The organism is Nocardia australiensis (assembly GCF_020733705.1).
In the GTDB taxonomy this organism is placed as follows: domain Bacteria; phylum Actinomycetota; class Actinomycetes; order Mycobacteriales; family Mycobacteriaceae; genus Nocardia; species Nocardia australiensis.
In genome coordinates, this window is sequence record NZ_JAJFZM010000001.1 from 2253227 (window position 1) to 2271183 (window position 17957).

Genomic DNA, 17957 nt, shown 5'->3' on the forward strand with positions numbered 1-17957 from the left:
GATCCGTTGGCCGCGGAGGAGCTGGGGGTGCTCGCGGTGCCGCTAGCCGATGGACGGCTCGTGACGGGCCCGCGCACAGTGGTTCTGGATGATCTGCTCGAGGTACCGATTCCGGTGCATTGGGCGCGGCTGGCGCACCCCGAGGCGGCCCATCCGCTGTTGGCTCGGCTCGGCGCGCGCTCGGCCACCGCGGAAGATCTGTTGAGCGATCCCGGGCTGCGTGCCGAATTGGAGGATCAACCAGGCGATCCCGATACGGCCGACGCGGTGCTGCGGCTCGCCGTGAACGCGGATCCGGCCGCCCTGCCGTCTTGGCTCGGCATGCTCGAATTACCGGATAGCGCAGGGGAGTTACTACCCGCGGACGAGCTCTTGCTACCTGGCGCGCCCTTGCGCGGCCTACTGGTCGAGGATTCGCCATTCGGCACCGCCGCAACGGATCTTGTTGATGGTTATGGGGTAGAGGCGCTGCGCGCGGTCGGCGTCGGCTGGGATTTCAGCGTCGTCATCGAGGAAGACCCGACCGGCCCCGACCACCATCTGGACGACGAAGAACGCTGGTGGTCCAACCTTTCCGAGGACCCGCCACGACTGGCCGCTGTCCGTGACCTGGACCTGGTCGACGAGACGGTGTGGCCGGAAGCATTGCGGCAGTTGACCGCTGGTGCGCACACCCGCCGCCTGCTCACCGACCCCGACGGCTACACGGCCTGGTGGCTGCGCAGGCACGCTCGTATCGACGGCACACCCCTCGGCCTGCTCCGCCACCGGGATGAAACCGAATTCGCCGATCTGCTAACCGAATTCGCTGCTCCCGGCCTCGGAAGCTCGGATATCGACGCCCTGCGTGCGGTGCTGGCGAATCCTGATGCCATTAACCCAGAACTGGCCGTCGCGCTATTGGCCGCGCTTGCCGATGGGGCGAAAACTCCTTCACCCGAGGTGATTTCACGAACTCATGCACGGTTGGCCGCTGCGGTCGCCGCCGGTCACCTCGACCTGGCCGATATCGATCCGCCCGACCGGGTGCGCGCACTTTCCGGTGCCGCTGTCGACCCCTCCGACGCACTCGTACTCGACCGGCCGTGGTTCGGCCTGGCGCTGCCACCGGATCGTCTGGTGTTCGGTGATATCGACACGGCCCCCGCGCTCGCGGCCCTGCTCGATCTGCCACTGATCTCCGAAACCGTAACCGCCGAGGTCCTGAGCGCGGGCCGCCGCACCACCTGGTCGGCTGAACCGCTCGGAGTCATACTGCGCCAACTATTTACGCCGCCCGTGCCCGATGGTGATCTGGTGCTTCACGAGGAGGACGTGCTGGTTCGTTTGCGCGGCGGCGTCGAAGCCACGGTTTCGGTCCCGTGGTGGCGCGACGCCGACACCACCCATATTCGGATCCCGCAGCAGCAGGGCTGAATTCGAGCGCCGCGCTCGCGGTACCCGAGGACATCGGCGCTGATGCGCGAGAAGCTGATTCAACGCTCGCACCCTACTCGCGCCGTGAACCATCATGCGGGTGCTCGATTCGCCGCAGGCGAAACGCCGTGCGCGCCAGTCGGGTCCGATCACGCCGCGTAGTTGGTGACCATCTCGCTCAATAGATCCAGCTGACCGCGAACACTCTCGCTGTCGTTGTCGACCAGCCAGCGCAGCACGATCCCGTCGATCACATTGAGGGTGAAGCGGCTCAGGTCGCGCACCGGGACGGTCCAGCTGCTTCCGGTGGCATCGCGCGCGTGATCGAGGATGTCGACGACGGTGGAGTCGTTGAACGCGTACTGTTCGCGCGCTATCGCAATTTTCGCGGGAGTTTGTTCGCCTTCGCGAAGTGCGTAAGTCGTGGTTTCGTAAGTGAGTAGTTGTCGCTGCGGTGTGGCTTCAATGTTGAGCCACATGAGTTCCAGTCCAGCACGCACTAATTTTTGAAGTGCTTCTTTTCCACTTCCGACGTCTTGCCATACTGTTTCATTGGCATCGACAGAATCACGTAATTCCATCGATAGCGCCTTGACCAGCTCGGTCATCAGTGCGTCCTTGTTTTCGAAACAGTAATGCACCACACCAAGCGAAACACCGGCTGCCTGAGCGACATCGCGCGTGGTCACGCCCGCGACGCCCTTTTTCTCGGCAAGGCCGATGGCGGCCTCGATAAGGTGGGCCCGTCGTTCTTCGACGCTCAATCGGGAGGACACGTCTGCGAGTTAAGCGTTCATGAAGCGTGTAGTCAATTCGCGAGCGAAAAAATCTCCACTGGACGATCGTCCAGTTGTGTGGTTCAGTGCACAACGGGATCGAAAGGAGACACATATGCCGGTGTCACGCAGAACGGTTTTGGCTCGAACGGCGGTGGGCTCGGCCGCGCTGGCTACCGCCGCGGCGGCGGCCACGGTGCCCGGCGCGACGACTACGCTCGGCGCATCCGCCACGGCCGCACCGGATTCCGGCGAATACCTGATCGGAATCGGACTGTCCGACATCACCGGACCGGCCGCCGAATGCGGAATGATGGGCTACTCGCAGTTCGACCAGCAGACCGCGGGCATCCACCTGCGCCCGCGCGCCCGCGCGTTCATCATCGAAAGTGGCGATCACCGGATCGCGTTCGTCGTAGCCGAGAACGGCATGATCTTCCAGTCCGTCCATCGTGGTGTCATGCAGGAACTCGCGCGCCGCTTCGGTGATCGCTACACCGAGCAGAACGTGCTGCTTACCTCGACGCACTCGCACGCCACCTGTGGCGGCTCCAGCAATGACTACGCCTACAACCTGTCGATCCTCGGTTTCCAGCAGCAGGTCTACGACGCCGAGGTCAACGGCATCGTGGAGGCCATCGCCGCCGCGCACGCCGACCTCGGCCCCGGCACACTCGCGCTCGGTCGCGGCGAACTACACAATGCCAGCGTCAACCGGTCGCGAGTTGCCTTCGACCGCAACCCCGATGCCGACAAACAGCAGTTTCCGCAGGCCGTCGATCCCGCAGTCACCGCGCTGTCGGTGGTCAAGGGCGGCAGGCGGGTCGGCACAATCACCTGGTTCGCCACCCACAACACCTCGATGACCAACCAGAACCGCTTGATCAGCGCGGACAACAAGGGCTACGCGTCGTTCACCTACGAGCACACCGATCATGGCGTCCGCTACCTCGACGGCGACACCGATTTCGTCGCTGCCTTCGCGCAGACCAACGCCGGTGATATGTCCCCCAACCTGAACCTGCGACCGGGCTCGGGGCCGACCGACGACGAGTTCGAGAACACCCGCATCATCGGCGAGCGGCAGTACGACGCGTCGAAAGCCGCGCTGGCCGAGGCGAAGTCGCTGCAAGGCCCCGTCGACTCGATGCTCTGCTACATCGACCTCGCCGACACCGCCGTGGACGGCCGCTTCACCCCGGACGGGCAGCCGCGTCACACCGTGCCCGCCGCCGCTGGCGTCGCGCTCATCGCGGGCAGCACGGAGGACGGGCCCGGCCTGCCCGGCATCCCAATCCCCGAGGGTGTGCGCAACCCGTTCATCGACGCACTCGGCGACCCCCGTCAGCCGGCGCCGTCCTGGCTCGCGGATGCCCAGGCGCCCAAGGCGATTGTGGCCCCCCTCGGGTTGCTGCCGCCGGTGCCGTGGGTGCCGAATGTGGTGCCGATCCAGATCGTCCGGATCGGGGAGCTGTACTTGGCTTGTGGCGGTGCTGAATTCACCATTGTGTCCGGCCTGCGGATCCGCCGCGCCGTCGCTGCCGCACTCGCGGTGCCATTGGAGCAGGTGCTCATGCAGGGCTACGCGAACGCTTACCACGAATATGTCGTCACCCCGGAGGAATACGACTCCCAGCAGTACGAGGGCGCATCGACACTGTTCGGCCGCTACACGCTGTGCGCCTACCAGCAGGAATTCACCCGGCTGGCAACGGCTTTCGCGGCTCGTCGGCAAGTACCGCGCGGGCCCGCGCCGCGCGACGTATCCAACCTACAGCCGAACTTCCAGCCCGCGCCCGGCCCCGACGCCACACCGCCCGGCCGAAATTTCGGCGATGTGCTGCTCCAGCCAACGGCCGCCGCCCGCGGCAGCCAGGTCGCCGCCGAGTTCGTCTCCGCGCACCCGAAACACAACCCGCGCCGCAACGGCACCTTCCTGGAAGTGCAGCGTCGCGGTGACTCCGGCGACTGGGTGCGCGTCTCCAACGAGGGCGAATGGGCGGTGCGGTTCTACTGGAGCAAGCGGGGTACCGCCGAATCGGTAGCCCGCTTCACCTGGGATGTCCCTGCCGACGCGGCCACCGGCAGCTACCGAATGCAACACTTCGCCGACAGCCTCACCCCCGACGGACGCCTGCACCCGTTCACCGGTACCACCACCGAATTCGAAGTGGGCTGAGCGGCCGATCGATGTCTACAGTCCGGTTTGGGCGCCCTTGTCGCCGCGCCGCGCCGCCCGCCGCTGAATGGCGAAGATGGTGTACCCGAGTAAGCCGACCGCCAGGCCCATTAGACATACCGGCCGAGCCCATTCCCAGCGGTCACTGGTCCACACCACGATAGTGGCGATCAGCCAGAGGATGCTGCCGACCGCGAGAACCGGCCGCGGATCGGTGAAACGCGGTGGTATCTGCGGAACATTCTGGGTCACACTCACACAGTAGCGACGGGGATCAGTCGATCACCCGCCCGCGTGTCACGTATCGTTCTGCTTTGTGACGACGCCATCGGATATACGAGCTCTAGCTGGTGAGCTGTCGCTCGCGGTGGTCCGCCTGACGAGACATCTGCGGGGCAGACGCGCCGACGCTCAAATATCGCTGACCCAGCTGTCAGTGCTGGCCACCCTGCGCCGCGAGGGCGCGATGACGCCGGGCGCGCTCGCGGCCAAGGAACGGGTGCAGCCACCTTCGATGACACGGGTGATCGCATCGCTGTCGGATCTGCGACTGGTAGTGCGCAAACCGCACCCGACCGATGGCCGTCAGATCATTGTCTCGCTGGCCGATGCCGGTCGGGCCTTGATCGAGGACGAGACGAACGCGCGTGAGGCGTGGATGACCGAACGACTGTCCTCGCTCGGTGAGGACGAGATCGCCGTCCTCACCAAGGCGGTCGTCATCATGAAGCAATTGGTTGCCGAGTAGGTGGGGCTGTGTTGTTTGGCGGCGCCTGCGGCGCCGCGTGTTCGCGGCCCCTCTGGCTCGCGTCCGAGGGGCAAATACTTGCTCCTTCGTCGCGTCGTATTTGCCCCTCGGACGCGAGCCGGCCGCGAACTTTAGTGCTCGGTCTCGCTGCGCTCGGAAGCTGTTGTCGTGGCGAGTGGGCACGCAGGTGGGTTGGTGCGGCACCGACTGTTTCTGTAGCTAGTTCGGGTGCCTGTGCTTTGGTAGCTGAGAGGGCTCGATCTTGCTGCGAGACTGTGTCGTAGGTGGGTTGCGGGGGGACTCGGGGTTTGGGTAGCCCAGTGAGGTTTGCTGTGTTTATTGGCCGCTGGCGCGGCGTGTTCGCGGCCCCTAAGGCTCGCGTCCGAGGGGCAAATGCTCGCGACTTCGTCGCAAAATCGCATTTGCCCCTCGGACGCGAGCCGGCCGCGAACTCTAGTGCTCGATCTCGCTACGCTCGAAAACTGTTGTCGTGGCGAGTGGGCACGCAAGTGGGCTCGTGCGGCACCGACCGATTCTGTACCCCGTTGGGCACCTGTGCTCGGTAGCTGCGAGGACTGGATCTTGCTGCGAAACTGTGTCGTGGCTGAGGCGCGTGGGTGGAGTTGCGAGGGACCGGGGTTTGGGTAGTCCAGTTAGGTTTGCTGTGTTTTTGGCCGCTGGCGCGCCGCGAACTTTAGGGCTCGGTCTCGCTTCGCGCGGAAGCTGTTGTCGTGGCGAGTGGGCACGCAGGTGGGCTTGTGCGGCACCTGACAGTTTCTGTACCCGTTAGGTGATGGCCGTGCGTTGGTGGCTGGGTTTCGGTGCGCTCGAAACCTGGTGTTGTGGTGAGTGGGTACGTTGGGTGGGCGGTGCGGCGCTGACTGTTTTCTGTATCGCGTTAGGTTGATCGGGCGCCGAACGGTTGATCGCTGTCGACGATTTCGCGGCCTAATGGGAACAGTGACAGTGGGATCATCTTCAGGTTGGCCCAGCCGAATGGGATCCCGAGGATCGAAATGAACAACGGGATGCTGGTCAGCAGGTGCCCAATCGCGAGCCACCAGCCCGCGACAATGAACCAGATGATGTTGCCGAGCAGTGACCCGGCGCCGGCGGAGGGTTTCTCCACGGTCGTCCGGCCGAACGGCCACAGCACGTAGGCGGCGATCCGGAACGACGCGATCCCGAACGGGATGGTGATGATGAGGACGCAGCAGATGATTCCCGCCAGTATGTAGCCCAGCGCCATCCAGAACCCGCACAAGACGAGCCACAGGATATTGAGAACGAGCTGAATTGGCTTCATAGTGTCAAGCATGCCAGCGGACCGGCATTTCGGGCATCACCCTGGGGAACTACTCGCGCTCCGGGGCGACCCTGAGAATACCGCTGTCTACGGGTCTAGACGATGACGTGTCAGAAGAACCAGCCGAGTTCCGCGTCGCGCTCGGCGCCGAACGCCTCGTCGATCGCGCGCAGCTGCCCGGAATCCTTGGCCCGCAGTCGATTTGCCGCCGCGAACACCCGCGCCGGGTAGGCGCCGAGGTACATACTGCCGAGTACGTCGATACCGAGTTCGATATCGGCGGTGCGGTCGGTCGGTGTGCAGTCCGCGATACCGTCGCGCACCCGCAGCGCGAAAGTACCGCTGGCGTCACGGAACGGATCGGTGACGGCGAAAACGACATCCAGGTCGCGTCGATACGAGCGGGCATTGAGCGCGGCCGGTACGTCCATGAGCCGCAACCACAATCCGTCGTGGCGTGACGTTGTGCGAACCAGCCGCAGATCGGTGAGCAGATAGGGGAGCGGATCGTTGTCGGTGAGCACCGCCTCGATATGGGTGCACAGTTCGAGTCCGAACAGCGCCCGCCACAGCGCGGCGTGCGCATCGGCGGTCACTGTCCGCATCTCCGCCACGACGGCGGTCTTGCCGTATTCGCGATGGTGATAGCGATACAACGCATATCCGTCCGGGTGCACGAACGCGAACAGGTTGGTGCCGCCGCCACGAAAGGGCACTGGATCGGCGAACATCATGTCCCAGCGAGCGTTTGGACGTTCCTGTGCTCCGGGAACCAGCCTGCGCCACCGGTCGTAGATCGCCCGCACCGAATCGGCCGCGTCGGTCACCGTGCGCAGTGTGCCACCACCCGGATCGGGCGTGGACGGCAGGAACTCGCCGAACCGCCGATCGATCGTCACCGCGTTCTCCCGGATTGTCGGCCCGTACCCGAACCGCCCATAGATGGCGCCCTGGCTGACGGTGAAGATGGTCAGCGGCAGCCCGGCCGCCTCGGTGCGCCGATGCTGTTCGGTGTACATGGCCCGCAGAATCCCGCGCCTGCGGTGCGTCGGCGCCACGCTTACCCCGGCGATCCCGCAGACCTCGACGGTCCGTTCATCGGGCACCGTCAGCGTCATCGTCGTGGACCGGATATGTCCGATGATGCTGCCGTTGTCGACCGCGACGATCGCCTCGGCCGTCGGAAACACGTGCCGAATCATGTCCCCGTGCTCCGGGCCGGTATGCATGCCGAAGGCGGTATCGCCGAGCAACTCGATGGCCGCCGCGTCATCTTCGGTGGCCGACCGAATGGTGATGCCGGGTATCAGTGTCATCGCTCGACCTTCGCACGCGTCACGATCGCGCGCACCGGATTTCGCGCCGAGCGACCGGACCGGCGATGTCGTGCGGTCCGTTCGGTCCAGCCCGGCCGACTCTGTCGACGCGACGGCATCGAGTCGATCCGTGGGGTGGTAGATCCGGTTGCGGCGCTGCGAACGTTGCGCGGCAGGATGTAGCCGTGGCCGAAGTGATCGACATCGATGACCCCGCTGACCCGCGGGTCGATGACTTCCGCGATCTGAAGTCCGCCGATCGCAGGCCCGACCTGCCAGGACGGAAAGGGCTGGTGATCGCGGAAGGCGTCGTGGTCGTCCAGCGGATGCTGGATTCGCGGTTCACCCCGAGCGCGCTGCTCGGGGTCGAGAAGCGTCGCACGGAACTGGCCGATGACCTCGCTGAGGTCGATGTGCCGTACTTCCGCGCGACCGCCGAGATCATGGCGGAGGTTGTCGGGTTCCATCTGAACCGTGGTGTGCTCGCGGTGGCGAAACGACCCGTCGAACTGTCGGTGGCGCAGGTGCTGACCGGCGCGCGCACCGTCGCGGTGCTGGAGGGCGTGAACGATCACGAGAACCTCGGATCGATGTTCCGCAACGCGGCCGGCCTCGGTGCCGAGGCGATCCTATTCGGGGATCGATGCGCCGATCCGCTGTATCGGCGAGCGGTGCGGGTGTCGATGGGGCATGTGCTCCGGGTGCCGTTCGCGCAGTTGCCGAAGTGGCCCGGAGACCTGGATATATTGCGGGAAAACGGGTTTCAGATAATTGCCCTCACTCCGGACCCGGCGGCGGCGAATCTGGCCACGGCGATGACGGGGGAGCGGGTGGCCTTGTTGCTCGGTGCGGAGGGCCCGGGATTGACCGAGGAAGCCATGCGCGCCACCGACATTCGGGCCAGAATTCCGATGTCACCGGGCACCGACTCGCTGAATGTGGCGACAGCGGCGGCAATGGCCTTCTATGAACGGGTGAGGATGTCGTGAGCAGCTACTTGCCGAACGGGGCGTACCGGCCCTATCAGCCCTACCACGACCCGACGCCGTGGGCGGCGGGCCTGACCGTCGCCGGCATGGTGGCGGTGTTGACCGCCGTTGCCGTGTACTCGTTCGGAGACGCGCTCGCACAGGTGCATCCGTTGCTCGCCGTGGTGGTGAACCTCATCGCGGCCATCGGCGTTGCGCCGACGGCCTGGCGCTGGCGCAACGCCCTGGTGACCCGCTGGATAATCGCGGGCGGCGGAGTGGGTGTGCTGCTGGGCTGGGTGGCGCTGGTGATCGGCGGGTTGGCGAGTTAGGACACGCGGTCGCGGCCCCGCAGCCAACTGAACAGGCCGCGCCGGTGTCCCGGGTCGCCGGGTGTCATCCCGTCAGGGATGGTGACGGTGGTTTCGGGCGCCTGCCCCTTCGGATACAGCGTGAACCCGCACACGGAGACATCGCCGGGCAGTAAAGCGCCGTCGGCGGCCGGTGGGCGGTAGTGGAATCCGAGCCATTCATTGTTGGCGGCGTCCGCGAAATCGGGGGGATCGAACGGCAGTGTCTGCGGGTCAGGCAGGTCACCGGGAAGCCACCGCACCGGATGATCGCCCGCCCAGTACGGCCGCTCCCAGACCAGCGGCAGGCCCTCGTCTTCGAGGATGTTCACCCGCGTCGAGCTGAACGCCCGTCGGAATTCGCCACGCTCCCAATGGGCGAACGCACCCCAGCCGTGTACGGTGTCGAACGACACGAGATAGGTGTGCTCCGATGCCAGCGGGCGGACAAGCAGTTCGGGTAATGCTGTCGGGCGCAGTAGAGCCGCCTGCGTCGAGCACACCACGGTGACACCGGGATAGCAGCCGATGTACACCTCGTCTGCATCCGGGCCCGCGCAACCACCCAGCGTGCCGACCATGATCGGCCGGACGTCGCGGTCGGCATGCAACTGCTTTGCCAGGGCGAGTGCGGCGTCGGGGTCGGGATCGTGATTCTGGCGGAGTACCGCCAACGGGTCGACCGCGTCGACGTACCAGAGGGACGAAGCCTTGGATAGCATTTCCCGCACCTCCCGATGGTTGCACGAAACAGCTCCGCGAACTTCGAGCAACTCTCGGTGAATTTGAAAACATAGCCTTACCGAGGAAGCCCGTCGTCAGCATTTGCAGTAGCTGACACACGAAAAATCTACTCGCACTTTGTCCGAAAGATGTGGCTTCGCCCGCGAACACGCCAGCAGCCCAAGAAATTCGCCCAGCAGCGCCTACTCAGCTACCCCGAAGATTCCTCAGCAAACGTGCGTGCTGGAAGCCGAGGTCCGCTTCTCGAGCGGCCGCCGGTGCCGCCACTGCGTTGCGCGAATCTGTCGAGAAATCGGGAATTCATACGTTAGAACACCAGAAATACCAACTGATTTCGCTGGCACATGGATAACTCACCCGGAACCGGCCAACTCACTCACCAACCGCCGACATCACACCTGGCTCTGGCCGAAAGACCTGGGTCGGCGCGAACGCGCTTCTAGTGGCCGGAGCTACGGACACCGAGCAGCACGTCCTCCCAGGACGGCATCGGTGCCTTACCGCGCTTGGTGCGGTTCGGCTTCGCGGGAACGGTCTTGCCGTTGTTGCCCGGCTTGCCCGTCTCTTCGGCCGCGGGCGTCTGGGGGGCGCTAGGGGTCTTCGGTCCAGCGGGTGCGGCACCCGCATCGGTCGCCGCAGCTCCCGCGGCGGCAGGAGTCGCATTCGAACCCGCCGAAGCCGAGGTGGCGTTGCCACCGGCCGCTGGAACTGTGTTGGTGCTCGCCGCCGGGATGGCGGCGCTGCTCGCGGCGGCCGGAATCGCGGCGGCACCGCCACCCGCGACGACGGAACGCTGCTCGTAGTACTCGTCCAACGTCGGCTGCCGAGACGCCGTACGCGCGGCCGGTGCCACGGCTTCGCGGGCCGGACGGGTCTCGGCGGGACGAGTCTCTGCCGGGCGTGTCTCCACCGGCGGTTCGAGGGCGGCTGGAGCCTCGATCTCGGCTTGCGGCGCGGGAAGGATTGTGGCCAAACCGCGTAGCGCGCGACCGAAGTCGGGATCGATCAGATCAGAGGCCGGGGCGTCCAAAGGCGCCACCGAACCGCCGTGCGCGTCGGGCTGGTAGCGCCAATGCGCGGTGATATCGGAACGGCCGTTCTGCCACTGCAATTGCGCGACCCAGAAGCCCTTCTCGTCTTTCCAGGCATCCCATTCGGCGCCCTCGATATTGTGCCCACGTTCGGTGAACGCGGCGGTGACGATATCGATGAGGGTTTCCACAGCGGGACCGTCGCCGCGAACCGGGTGCGCCTTCTGTGCGAGCTCGGCAGCGCGTGCGCGCTCCAATAGAACCGGATAGGCGAACCGGTCGACCCGGCTGGCCGGCATCCCGGACTCTTCAGTGACCTGTTCGACGGAGGCACCGGCACGGATACGAGCTTGAATATCGCGAGGACGCATAGTTGCTTCCATTTCGATCTCAATCTGGCCGAATCGGGCAAGGTCTCCGCGTGCTGCGGCTCGAAGCTTGTCGTCGGCAGGCAGCCGGTATTTGTTGCCGGTCTCGGCGTCGATACACACGATGTGCGTGGAGTCGGGCGTCACCCCGATCACTCGAAGTTCACGCACCGTTACCTCCTTATCGCGTCGGCTCGCGACACCGCCCACTTTTCGAAACAGTAGTGCACTCTTGATGATCTCGCCGCAAGACACGCGGGGCGGAAATCTGGGAGCAATCCCCTGCCCCCCGCTAATCTGCTGTGTTCGTTTTCGACACCCGTGGATGCTGAGTGTTTGCGGCTCGCGGTGTAGTCGCGCAGGCAACCATCATTCGCGCTCGGCGCGTGCTGGTTGCCTGCGGACAATCAGCCCAGCTGCGCGACGACGTAGTCGATGCTTCGGGTCAGCTGGGTGACATCTTCGGGGTCGATTGCCGGGAACATGCCGACGCGCAGCTGGTTGCGACCCAGCTTGCGGTAGGGTTCGGTGTCGACGATCCCGTTGGCGCGCAGCGTCTTCGCGACGGCGGCCGCGTCGACCGAATCCGCGAAGTCGATGGTGCCGACCACCTGGGAACGGTGCGCGGGGTCCGCGACGTACGGGGTGGCGAATTCGCTCGACTCGGCCCACGAGTACAACCGCGACGACGAATCCAGCGTGCGCTTGACGGCCCAGTCGAGGCCGCCGTTGCCGTTGATCCACTCGATCTGATCGGCGAAAAGCAGCAGGGTCCCCAGCGCGGGGGTGTTGTAGGTCTGGTCCTTGGTGCTGTTGTCGATCGCGATCGGCAGCGAAAGGAAATCGGGAGCCCAGCGACCTGACGCCTTGATCTCCTCGACCCGCGCGAGCGCGGCCGGGCTCATCAGCGCGACCCACAGGCCACCGTCGGAGGCGAAGCACTTCTGCGGGGCGAAGTAGTAGACGTCGGAATCGGTGATGTTCACCGGCAGGCCACCCGCGCCGGAGGTCGCGTCGATGGCGATCAGCGCGTTCTCCGAACCGGCCGGGCGCTGCACCGGAATGGCGACACCGGTGGAAGTTTCGTTGTGCGCCCAGCCGATCAGGTCGACCGAAGGATCCGCCACCGGTTCCGGCGCGCTGCCCGGCTCGGCCGAGACCACAATCGGATCACCGATGAACGGATTGCCCTTGGCGACCGCGGCGAACTTCGAGCTGAACTCACCGTTGGTCAGATGCAGCGAGCGCTCGCGAATCAGCCCGAACGCGGCGGCGTCCCAGAACGCGGTGGTACCGCCATTGCCGAGTACGACCTCGTATCCGTCGGGCAGCGCGAACAATTCACGCAGACCACCGCGCACGCGCGCGACTACGTCTTTTACCGGCTTCTGCCGGTGACTGGTTCCGAATACCGAGGCGCCGACCTCGACGAGGGACCGCAGCTGTTCCGGTCGCACCTTGGAGGGGCCGCAACCGAATCGTCCGTCGGCGGGCTTGAGATCGTCGGGAATCGTCGGGAACGCAGTGGTCATGCGCAATAGGGTAGTCGGTGGTATTGCTGTGTCGCCTACCACACTCCAGCTAAGGTTGACGCTCATGAGTATGGCGTCGGCTAACTCCGGGTGGCGGCTGCGCGGGCGGCGGGCACGGAACTTCGGACTGCGCCCGGCCACGATGTCGGACACGGCGCGACGGGAGTTGCTGATCCGGGGAACCGCCGGGTCGGCGACCATCCTTGGCGTCCGGCAGAGTTCGGCGGCGACGTTCGCGAGGCCGTCGATGGTCACCTCGGCCGCCGAGTACGAGCCGGGCGCGAACGCCCCAGGGCACGTCTTCTGGGTCCGGGTGCAGGCCGATGGGGTGCTGCCCTACGAGACCAGGGTGCGTCAGCGTGTAGGTGCTGACGACCTGGAATGGATGCAGCCGGGTGATGTCGTCTGCTGTCGCGTGGATCCGGGTGATCGTGACCGGCTGGTGCTGTACGTGCCCGACGCCGCCGAAGCGGGCCGGGCCAGTATTTCGAAGATCCTGTCCGACGGTCGCCGCGCCGACGCGACCGTGCTCGCCGCCGCCCCGGTGGCCGCGGACTACAGCGGCCGCGACGACCCGGTGCTGCGCCTGGATCTGGAGCTGCACGCATGGGACGAGCCCAAGCCATGGCGGGTGCGCCTGGTGCAGTCGGTGCCGTTGACCGCCATCGGCCTGGTCGATCTCGGCCAGCATCTCGAGGCCGCCTTCTTCACCGTCGATCGTGGTGAATCGGTAGCGGTCGATTGGTCGGCGTCCCTCAGCGAGCGCTAGGCGGGCCCGCCTCTCACTTCGGGGAGACGCGGCTCAGCGCGTACCGGGTAACCGCGATCAGTGCGTCCTTCGCCGACTCGCGGTTGCGTGCGTCGATCATCATGACCGGGACATCGTCGGGCACTGACAGGGCATCCCGGATGGCCTCCTCGGGGAAACGGGGTGCGCCGTCGAATTCGTTCACCGCGACAAGGAACGGTAGGCCGAGCTCCTCGAAATAGTCGACCGCGGAGAAACTCTCGTCCACCCGGCGGGCATCGACCAGCACGATCGCACCGATGGCGCCGAGGCTGAGGTCATCCCACATGAACCAGAATCGGTGCTGGCCCGGGGTTCCGAACAGATAGAGGACTAGATCGTCGGCCAGGCTGATGCGGCCGAAATCCATTGCCACGGTGGTGGTCTGCTTGTCCGGAACCGGCGAGGTGTCGTCCACCTCGGAACTGAGATCGGTGATCACGGCTTCGGTGCGTAGTGGCACGATATCGGATACAGCGCCGACCAGGGTTGTCTTGCCGACGCCGAATTCACCGGCGATCACGATCTTCGCGGAAACGGCGCGGGTGCCGGAGGAGTGGTCTACGGATTCTACTGTGGTCATCGGATGTCCTCGGCTGCAAAGGGTTTCGACGTTCGAGTTGCTCGGCCGTCACGTACACCACGGTCATATCTGTTGAGTCCGGCTCGGATCGACTCGGGGTCGGGTCGGGCTTGGTTCGAGTGCTCGGTGCCCGTCTCGGCGCCGCCCGGGACCAGCAGGTTCCCGGGTTCGCGCTGCGGCAATCCGGATTTGGTGCGCTCGGTTACCGGCTGATCCGCCGCTCGCCGCGCCGCCGACCACCCCTCGTCCGCTGCCGAATTCCAACTCACCGAAGCCTCCTCCTGGCTGGTCACCGGGTCTGTGAGCCAGGCCGAAATCATTCCCGCGAAGATCGGGGTTGTCGCGCTCTCGTCCCCGGTCGACGCGGACCGCGTCGACCGAGTATTGGTCTGTACGCCCCCGGCCGCCGTTTGTGGGGGCTGATCGGCCGATTTTCCAGGCTGTGATTCGGATTCACCTGTCCGCGTGGTGAATTCGGGCAGTTTTGTTGCGAGTGCAGATTGTGTTGCCGGGGTCGGGGTGGTGGGGCTCGCTGGTCGCGGCTCGGGTTGCATTGTTGGCGAGCCGAATTCGGATAGTACGTGTGCGGCGTGTGGTGGTGAGGGGAGTGGTTGTGCGGGCGAGGTGGGGCCCGCCGGCCGTGATTCGGGTGGCGCGGCGGACGATGCCGGTTCTACGGGGGGTGTGGGCGGGGAGGTGAATTCAGATGGTGCGGATGCGGGGCTCGTGCCGGTGTTGGTCGCTACGGGAGCGTCCGGTGGGGTGGGTGAATTAGGTTGTGCCGGGCACGGATTGGATTCTGGTGGCGTGGGTGCTGCTTGCTCACCGGTGGTTGAGACGTCCGTTGGTGCGGCTGCGGATGGCTTTCGGGGGCGACGGAAGAACGAGGCTGTCTTGGTGGCTCGTCGTTGATGTGCTTGCGCGGCGGTGAGGTTCGGTGTGGCCGTGGGTTGGGCTGCGGACCGTGTGGCAGGTTCGGTGGTTGGTGCAGTCGCGGCGGTTGCTGAGTTCTCAGCGGTGGACGACGTTCCAGCACCGGCGGTAGTTGCCGAACCTGATGGTAGTGCGGCGGCCGAGCCAGACGATGTTGCGGCAGTTCCCGGGCTCGCGAGCGTTGCGGTAGTAGCCGATGTCGCTGACGATCCGGCCGCTGTCGGGTTCGCCGCGGTGCGCGACGTCGCGGGGTCGACAGTCGACGCTGGGGTGACCGGGGTTGTCGCACTGGAGTCGACTGTCGACGCCGCACCGGTCGTCGGGTTTGCTGATGGTGCGGTGCCCGCCCGGATTGCTGAGGTTGCGGCGCCTGCCGGGTTCGATGACGTTGTAGAAGTTGTTGGGCCCGTGGATGTTTCGTGGTCTACCGGGTTCGGCGGGTTCGCTGGTGTCGCTTCGGCTGTCGGGTTCACCGGTGTCGCGACAGTTCCCGAGGGCGCGGTTGTTGCCGCGGCTTCGGGATTCGCTGGGCTGGCCGGTGTTGCTGCGGCTGGGGCGTCCGCTGGGCTGGCCGGTGCTGCGGCGCCTGGCGTGTTCAGCGGTATTTTGGCAGTTGGCGCGTCCGCCGACATCCCGTGGCCTGTCAGGCTTGGCGAGGTCGACGGGCTTGCGGATGCCGCCGATTTCAATGGCGTCGAACTGGTTGTGGTCGCATCGAGTCCGCCGCCGGGCTTGCGGCGACCTCTGCGGTTGGCGCCCGGCACTCGTTTCGGGAGACCGTAGCTGGTGATCTCGGCCGCGGGCGGCTTCGGCTCGGGCCCGGGCTCGGGCTCGGGCCTCGGTTCGTTGGCGACCGCGCCGGCGGCGAGTGCTTGCCGTGCCGTCGGCGCGGCGACGATGGCACGTGGCCTGATCGGCTTGGGCTGCAACGACTTAGGGGTGACCGGGTCCGCTCCGGTCGCCGAATATATGGCGTCGCGGTGCACGGGAATGACCGGCTGACCATCGCCGGGGGTGCCGAGGTCCTGGGACGCAACCGCGATCAGTGTGGCGGGGATGTGCAGGCTTGCGGTGATGCCGGGATTCGACGCGCGATCCTGGGTGCGGCGCAAACGAACCGTGATGCCGTGGCGCTCGGCGAGCCTGCCGACCACGAAGATGCCCATCTGCCTGGTCGTCGCCAGGGTCGCCGACGCCGATGTCGACAGCCTGCGGTTGATGTCGTCGAGTTCGTCGAGGCCGATGCCGATGCCTTTGTCGATAACCTCGACCAGCAGCCCACCCTCGGAGGTCCGGCTGTAGGCGAAGGTGACGTCGGTGTCGGGCGGCGAAGCCCGCAGCGCGTTCTCCAGCAACTCGGCGATCAGATGCACCATATCGGTGGCGGCGGCACCGATGACCCAACCATCCGGTGTCGCACCGGCTTTCACGCGCTGATAGTCCTCGACCTCGGAGAGCGCGGCGCGCAGAATGTCGCGTACCTCGACCGGCCCGGACCGGTCGTGCCGAGCTTTCGTGCCCGCGAGCACCAGGAGATTGGCGCTGTTTCGCCGCATGCGAGCGGCCAGGTGATCGAGCCGGAAGAGTTGGTCGAGGCGTTCGGGATCCTTCTCCTCGAACTCGAGCGCGTCGATCATGCTGAGCTGGCGGTCGACCAGGGTCTGGCTGCGCCGGGCCATGGTGACGAACATGTCGTTGACCTGATCGCGCAATAGTTGTTGCTGCGCCGCAAGTTTGAGCGCCTGTGCGTGTAGCCGGTCGACCGTGCCCGCGATCTCGCCGATCTCCTCGCCGGTATGCACCGGCACCGAGGTGACCACGATCTGCTCCAAATGCGTGCCGCGACTGATCCGCTCGACCTCGTCGGGCAGATCGCGATCGGCGAGTTTCGCCGCTCCCGCCCGCAGTCGGCGCAGCGGGCGCAACAGCGAACGCGCCACCAGCACGGCTAAACCGAGCGCGGCGACCAATGTAGCGAGCACAACGATGGAGGACTGGATCCAGGCCGATCGGGCGGCATCGACCTCACTATCGACGTCCGCGAGGATGCCCTCGACAACCCTGTGCGCCAACTCGGTGAACATATCGCGTGATTCGATAACCAGCCGCCGCAGCTGCACCGAATCGACGTCCCCGGTTTGTATCGCCTGGTCGACCATGCCTTTCAGCACCGCGTTGTTGGCCCGGATCACGCCCAGTTCGGTTTTCGACGAGGGCAATTCCCGTTCGATCACGGAATTTGTGGCGAGGTACGAGCCCTGTGCGGTGTCGAATTCGTCGGCCAGTTTCGGATTCTGCATCGCCGACATCGCGGCCATCAGCCACTTGAACCCCTGGGCCTTGCCGAGGAAGACACCGAGCAGTTGCGTCCTCGCGGTGACAATGCGGCTGATCCCCGTCGGCGCGAGCAGTTTTTCGATGGTGCTGACCGTCTCGTTGACGATCGTGTTGTTCAATCCCACCGCCTCGAGCGGATCGCCGGCCGCCTTGCCGCCGGCACGAATGATCTCGCTGGTCGCGGTCATCTGACGCAGTGCGGTGGCGACGGCGGGGTCGATTCCTGATCGCCCGGCGCGCAGCGTGGCCTCGGTGATGGTGGCGGACAATTCGACCAGGTCCTCGTCAGTGGCCGAACCATAGACCTGCCCGAAGGACACCGTCGACGCCGCCGACTCGAGTGCGGTGATCGCTGGAATGTCGGAGATGCGGTCGGCCGCGTCATTGAAGTCGGAGTAGTTTCCGAAGGAGGCTGACAACCGCAGGCCACCGAGCAGCATGGCTGCGGCGAGTGGAAGCGCCACTGCCGCAGTGACTTTCCAGCGCACCCGCCACTGCTCGAGGTTCCGCCACCGAGTGCGCGCGACACTACCCTGCGCCACCCTCATACCGCCTTCCGCTCGGATCGGCCCGTTTGAACAGC

Annotated in this window: 14 protein-coding genes; 5 read left to right on the forward strand and 9 right to left on the reverse strand. The window is 65.7% G+C overall.

Annotated features, from left to right (window positions below; genetic code table 11):
- Positions 1 to 1565: 1565 nt before the first annotated feature.
- On the reverse strand, positions 1566 to 2180 hold the full coding sequence (locus tag LKE06_RS10295; RefSeq protein WP_227998365.1) for a TetR/AcrR family transcriptional regulator: 615 nt from the start codon (positions 2178 to 2180) through the stop codon (positions 1566 to 1568).
- A gap of 127 nt (positions 2181 to 2307) precedes the next feature.
- Between LKE06_RS10295 and LKE06_RS10300 the strand changes: the two genes are divergently transcribed.
- Positions 2308 to 4371 (forward strand): neutral/alkaline ceramidase, encoded by a 2064-nt coding sequence (locus tag LKE06_RS10300; protein ID WP_227998366.1) that lies wholly within the window; start codon positions 2308 to 2310, stop codon positions 4369 to 4371.
- 15 nt (positions 4372 to 4386) lie between these two features.
- Here the strand turns inward: LKE06_RS10300 and LKE06_RS10305 are convergent, their stop codons facing one another.
- Complete coding sequence (locus tag LKE06_RS10305) at positions 4387 to 4623, reverse strand: DUF2530 domain-containing protein (RefSeq protein ID WP_227998367.1); 237 nt, start codon at positions 4621 to 4623, stop codon at positions 4387 to 4389.
- A gap of 64 nt (positions 4624 to 4687) precedes the next feature.
- Between LKE06_RS10305 and LKE06_RS10310 the strand changes: the two genes are divergently transcribed.
- On the forward strand, positions 4688 to 5119 hold the full coding sequence (locus tag LKE06_RS10310) for a MarR family winged helix-turn-helix transcriptional regulator (protein WP_227998368.1): 432 nt from the start codon (positions 4688 to 4690) through the stop codon (positions 5117 to 5119).
- An 898-nt stretch (positions 5120 to 6017) separates the two neighbouring features.
- On the opposite strand, the gene LKE06_RS10315 is transcribed toward LKE06_RS10310, so the two are convergent.
- Positions 6018 to 6425, reverse strand: a complete 408-nt coding sequence (locus LKE06_RS10315) for a YccF domain-containing protein (protein WP_227998369.1) — start codon at positions 6423 to 6425, stop codon at positions 6018 to 6020.
- A 110-nt stretch (positions 6426 to 6535) separates the two neighbouring features.
- The gene (locus LKE06_RS10320; protein ID WP_227998370.1) at positions 6536 to 7741 is read right to left on the reverse strand and encodes a GNAT family N-acetyltransferase; all 1206 of its coding nucleotides are present in this window, start codon (positions 7739 to 7741) and stop codon (positions 6536 to 6538) included.
- A 185-nt stretch (positions 7742 to 7926) separates the two neighbouring features.
- On the opposite strand from LKE06_RS10320, the gene LKE06_RS10325 reads away from it, so the two are divergent.
- Together LKE06_RS10325 and LKE06_RS10330 are read left to right on the forward strand one after the other, a co-directional pair.
- Positions 7927 to 8730: a TrmH family RNA methyltransferase gene (locus LKE06_RS10325; RefSeq protein WP_227998371.1), complete on the forward strand. Its 804-nt coding sequence runs from the start codon at positions 7927 to 7929 to the stop codon at positions 8728 to 8730.
- Complete coding sequence (locus LKE06_RS10330) at positions 8727 to 9041, forward strand: DUF2537 domain-containing protein (RefSeq protein WP_227998372.1); 315 nt, start codon at positions 8727 to 8729, stop codon at positions 9039 to 9041. Before LKE06_RS10325 ends, LKE06_RS10330 begins: the two co-directional genes overlap by 4 nt.
- Here LKE06_RS10330 and LKE06_RS10335 read toward each other — a convergent pair.
- The 3 genes from LKE06_RS10335 to serC all read right to left on the reverse strand — a co-directional run bounded on the left by LKE06_RS10335 (position 9038) and on the right by serC (position 12734).
- Positions 9038 to 9781, reverse strand: a complete 744-nt coding sequence (locus tag LKE06_RS10335; RefSeq protein WP_227998373.1) for a DUF6928 family protein — start codon at positions 9779 to 9781, stop codon at positions 9038 to 9040. The two genes, LKE06_RS10330 and LKE06_RS10335, sit on opposite strands and share 4 nt — an antisense overlap.
- A gap of 461 nt (positions 9782 to 10242) precedes the next feature.
- Positions 10243 to 11373 (reverse strand): septation protein SepH, encoded by a 1131-nt coding sequence (gene sepH / locus LKE06_RS10340; RefSeq protein WP_227998374.1) that lies wholly within the window; start codon positions 11371 to 11373, stop codon positions 10243 to 10245.
- 236 nt (positions 11374 to 11609) lie between these two features.
- Positions 11610 to 12734 (reverse strand): phosphoserine transaminase, encoded by a 1125-nt coding sequence (serC, locus tag LKE06_RS10345; protein WP_227998375.1) that lies wholly within the window; start codon positions 12732 to 12734, stop codon positions 11610 to 11612.
- A 64-nt stretch (positions 12735 to 12798) separates the two neighbouring features.
- Here serC and LKE06_RS10350 point away from each other — a divergent pair, with 64 nt between their 5' ends.
- Complete coding sequence (locus tag LKE06_RS10350; protein ID WP_227998376.1) at positions 12799 to 13503, forward strand: hypothetical protein; 705 nt, start codon at positions 12799 to 12801, stop codon at positions 13501 to 13503.
- Between the two features lie 13 nt (positions 13504 to 13516).
- On the opposite strand, the gene LKE06_RS10355 is transcribed toward LKE06_RS10350, so the two are convergent.
- Both LKE06_RS10355 and LKE06_RS10360 read right to left on the reverse strand, forming a co-directional pair.
- Positions 13517 to 14104 carry a GTP-binding protein gene (locus tag LKE06_RS10355; protein WP_227998377.1) on the reverse strand — a complete coding sequence of 196 codons (588 nt, stop codon included), beginning with the start codon at positions 14102 to 14104 and terminating at the stop codon, positions 13517 to 13519.
- The gene (locus LKE06_RS10360; RefSeq protein ID WP_227998378.1) at positions 14101 to 17916 is read right to left on the reverse strand and encodes a HAMP domain-containing sensor histidine kinase; all 3816 of its coding nucleotides are present in this window, start codon (positions 17914 to 17916) and stop codon (positions 14101 to 14103) included. Before LKE06_RS10360 ends, LKE06_RS10355 begins: the two co-directional genes overlap by 4 nt.
- Between the last annotated feature and the right edge of the window lie 41 nt (positions 17917 to 17957).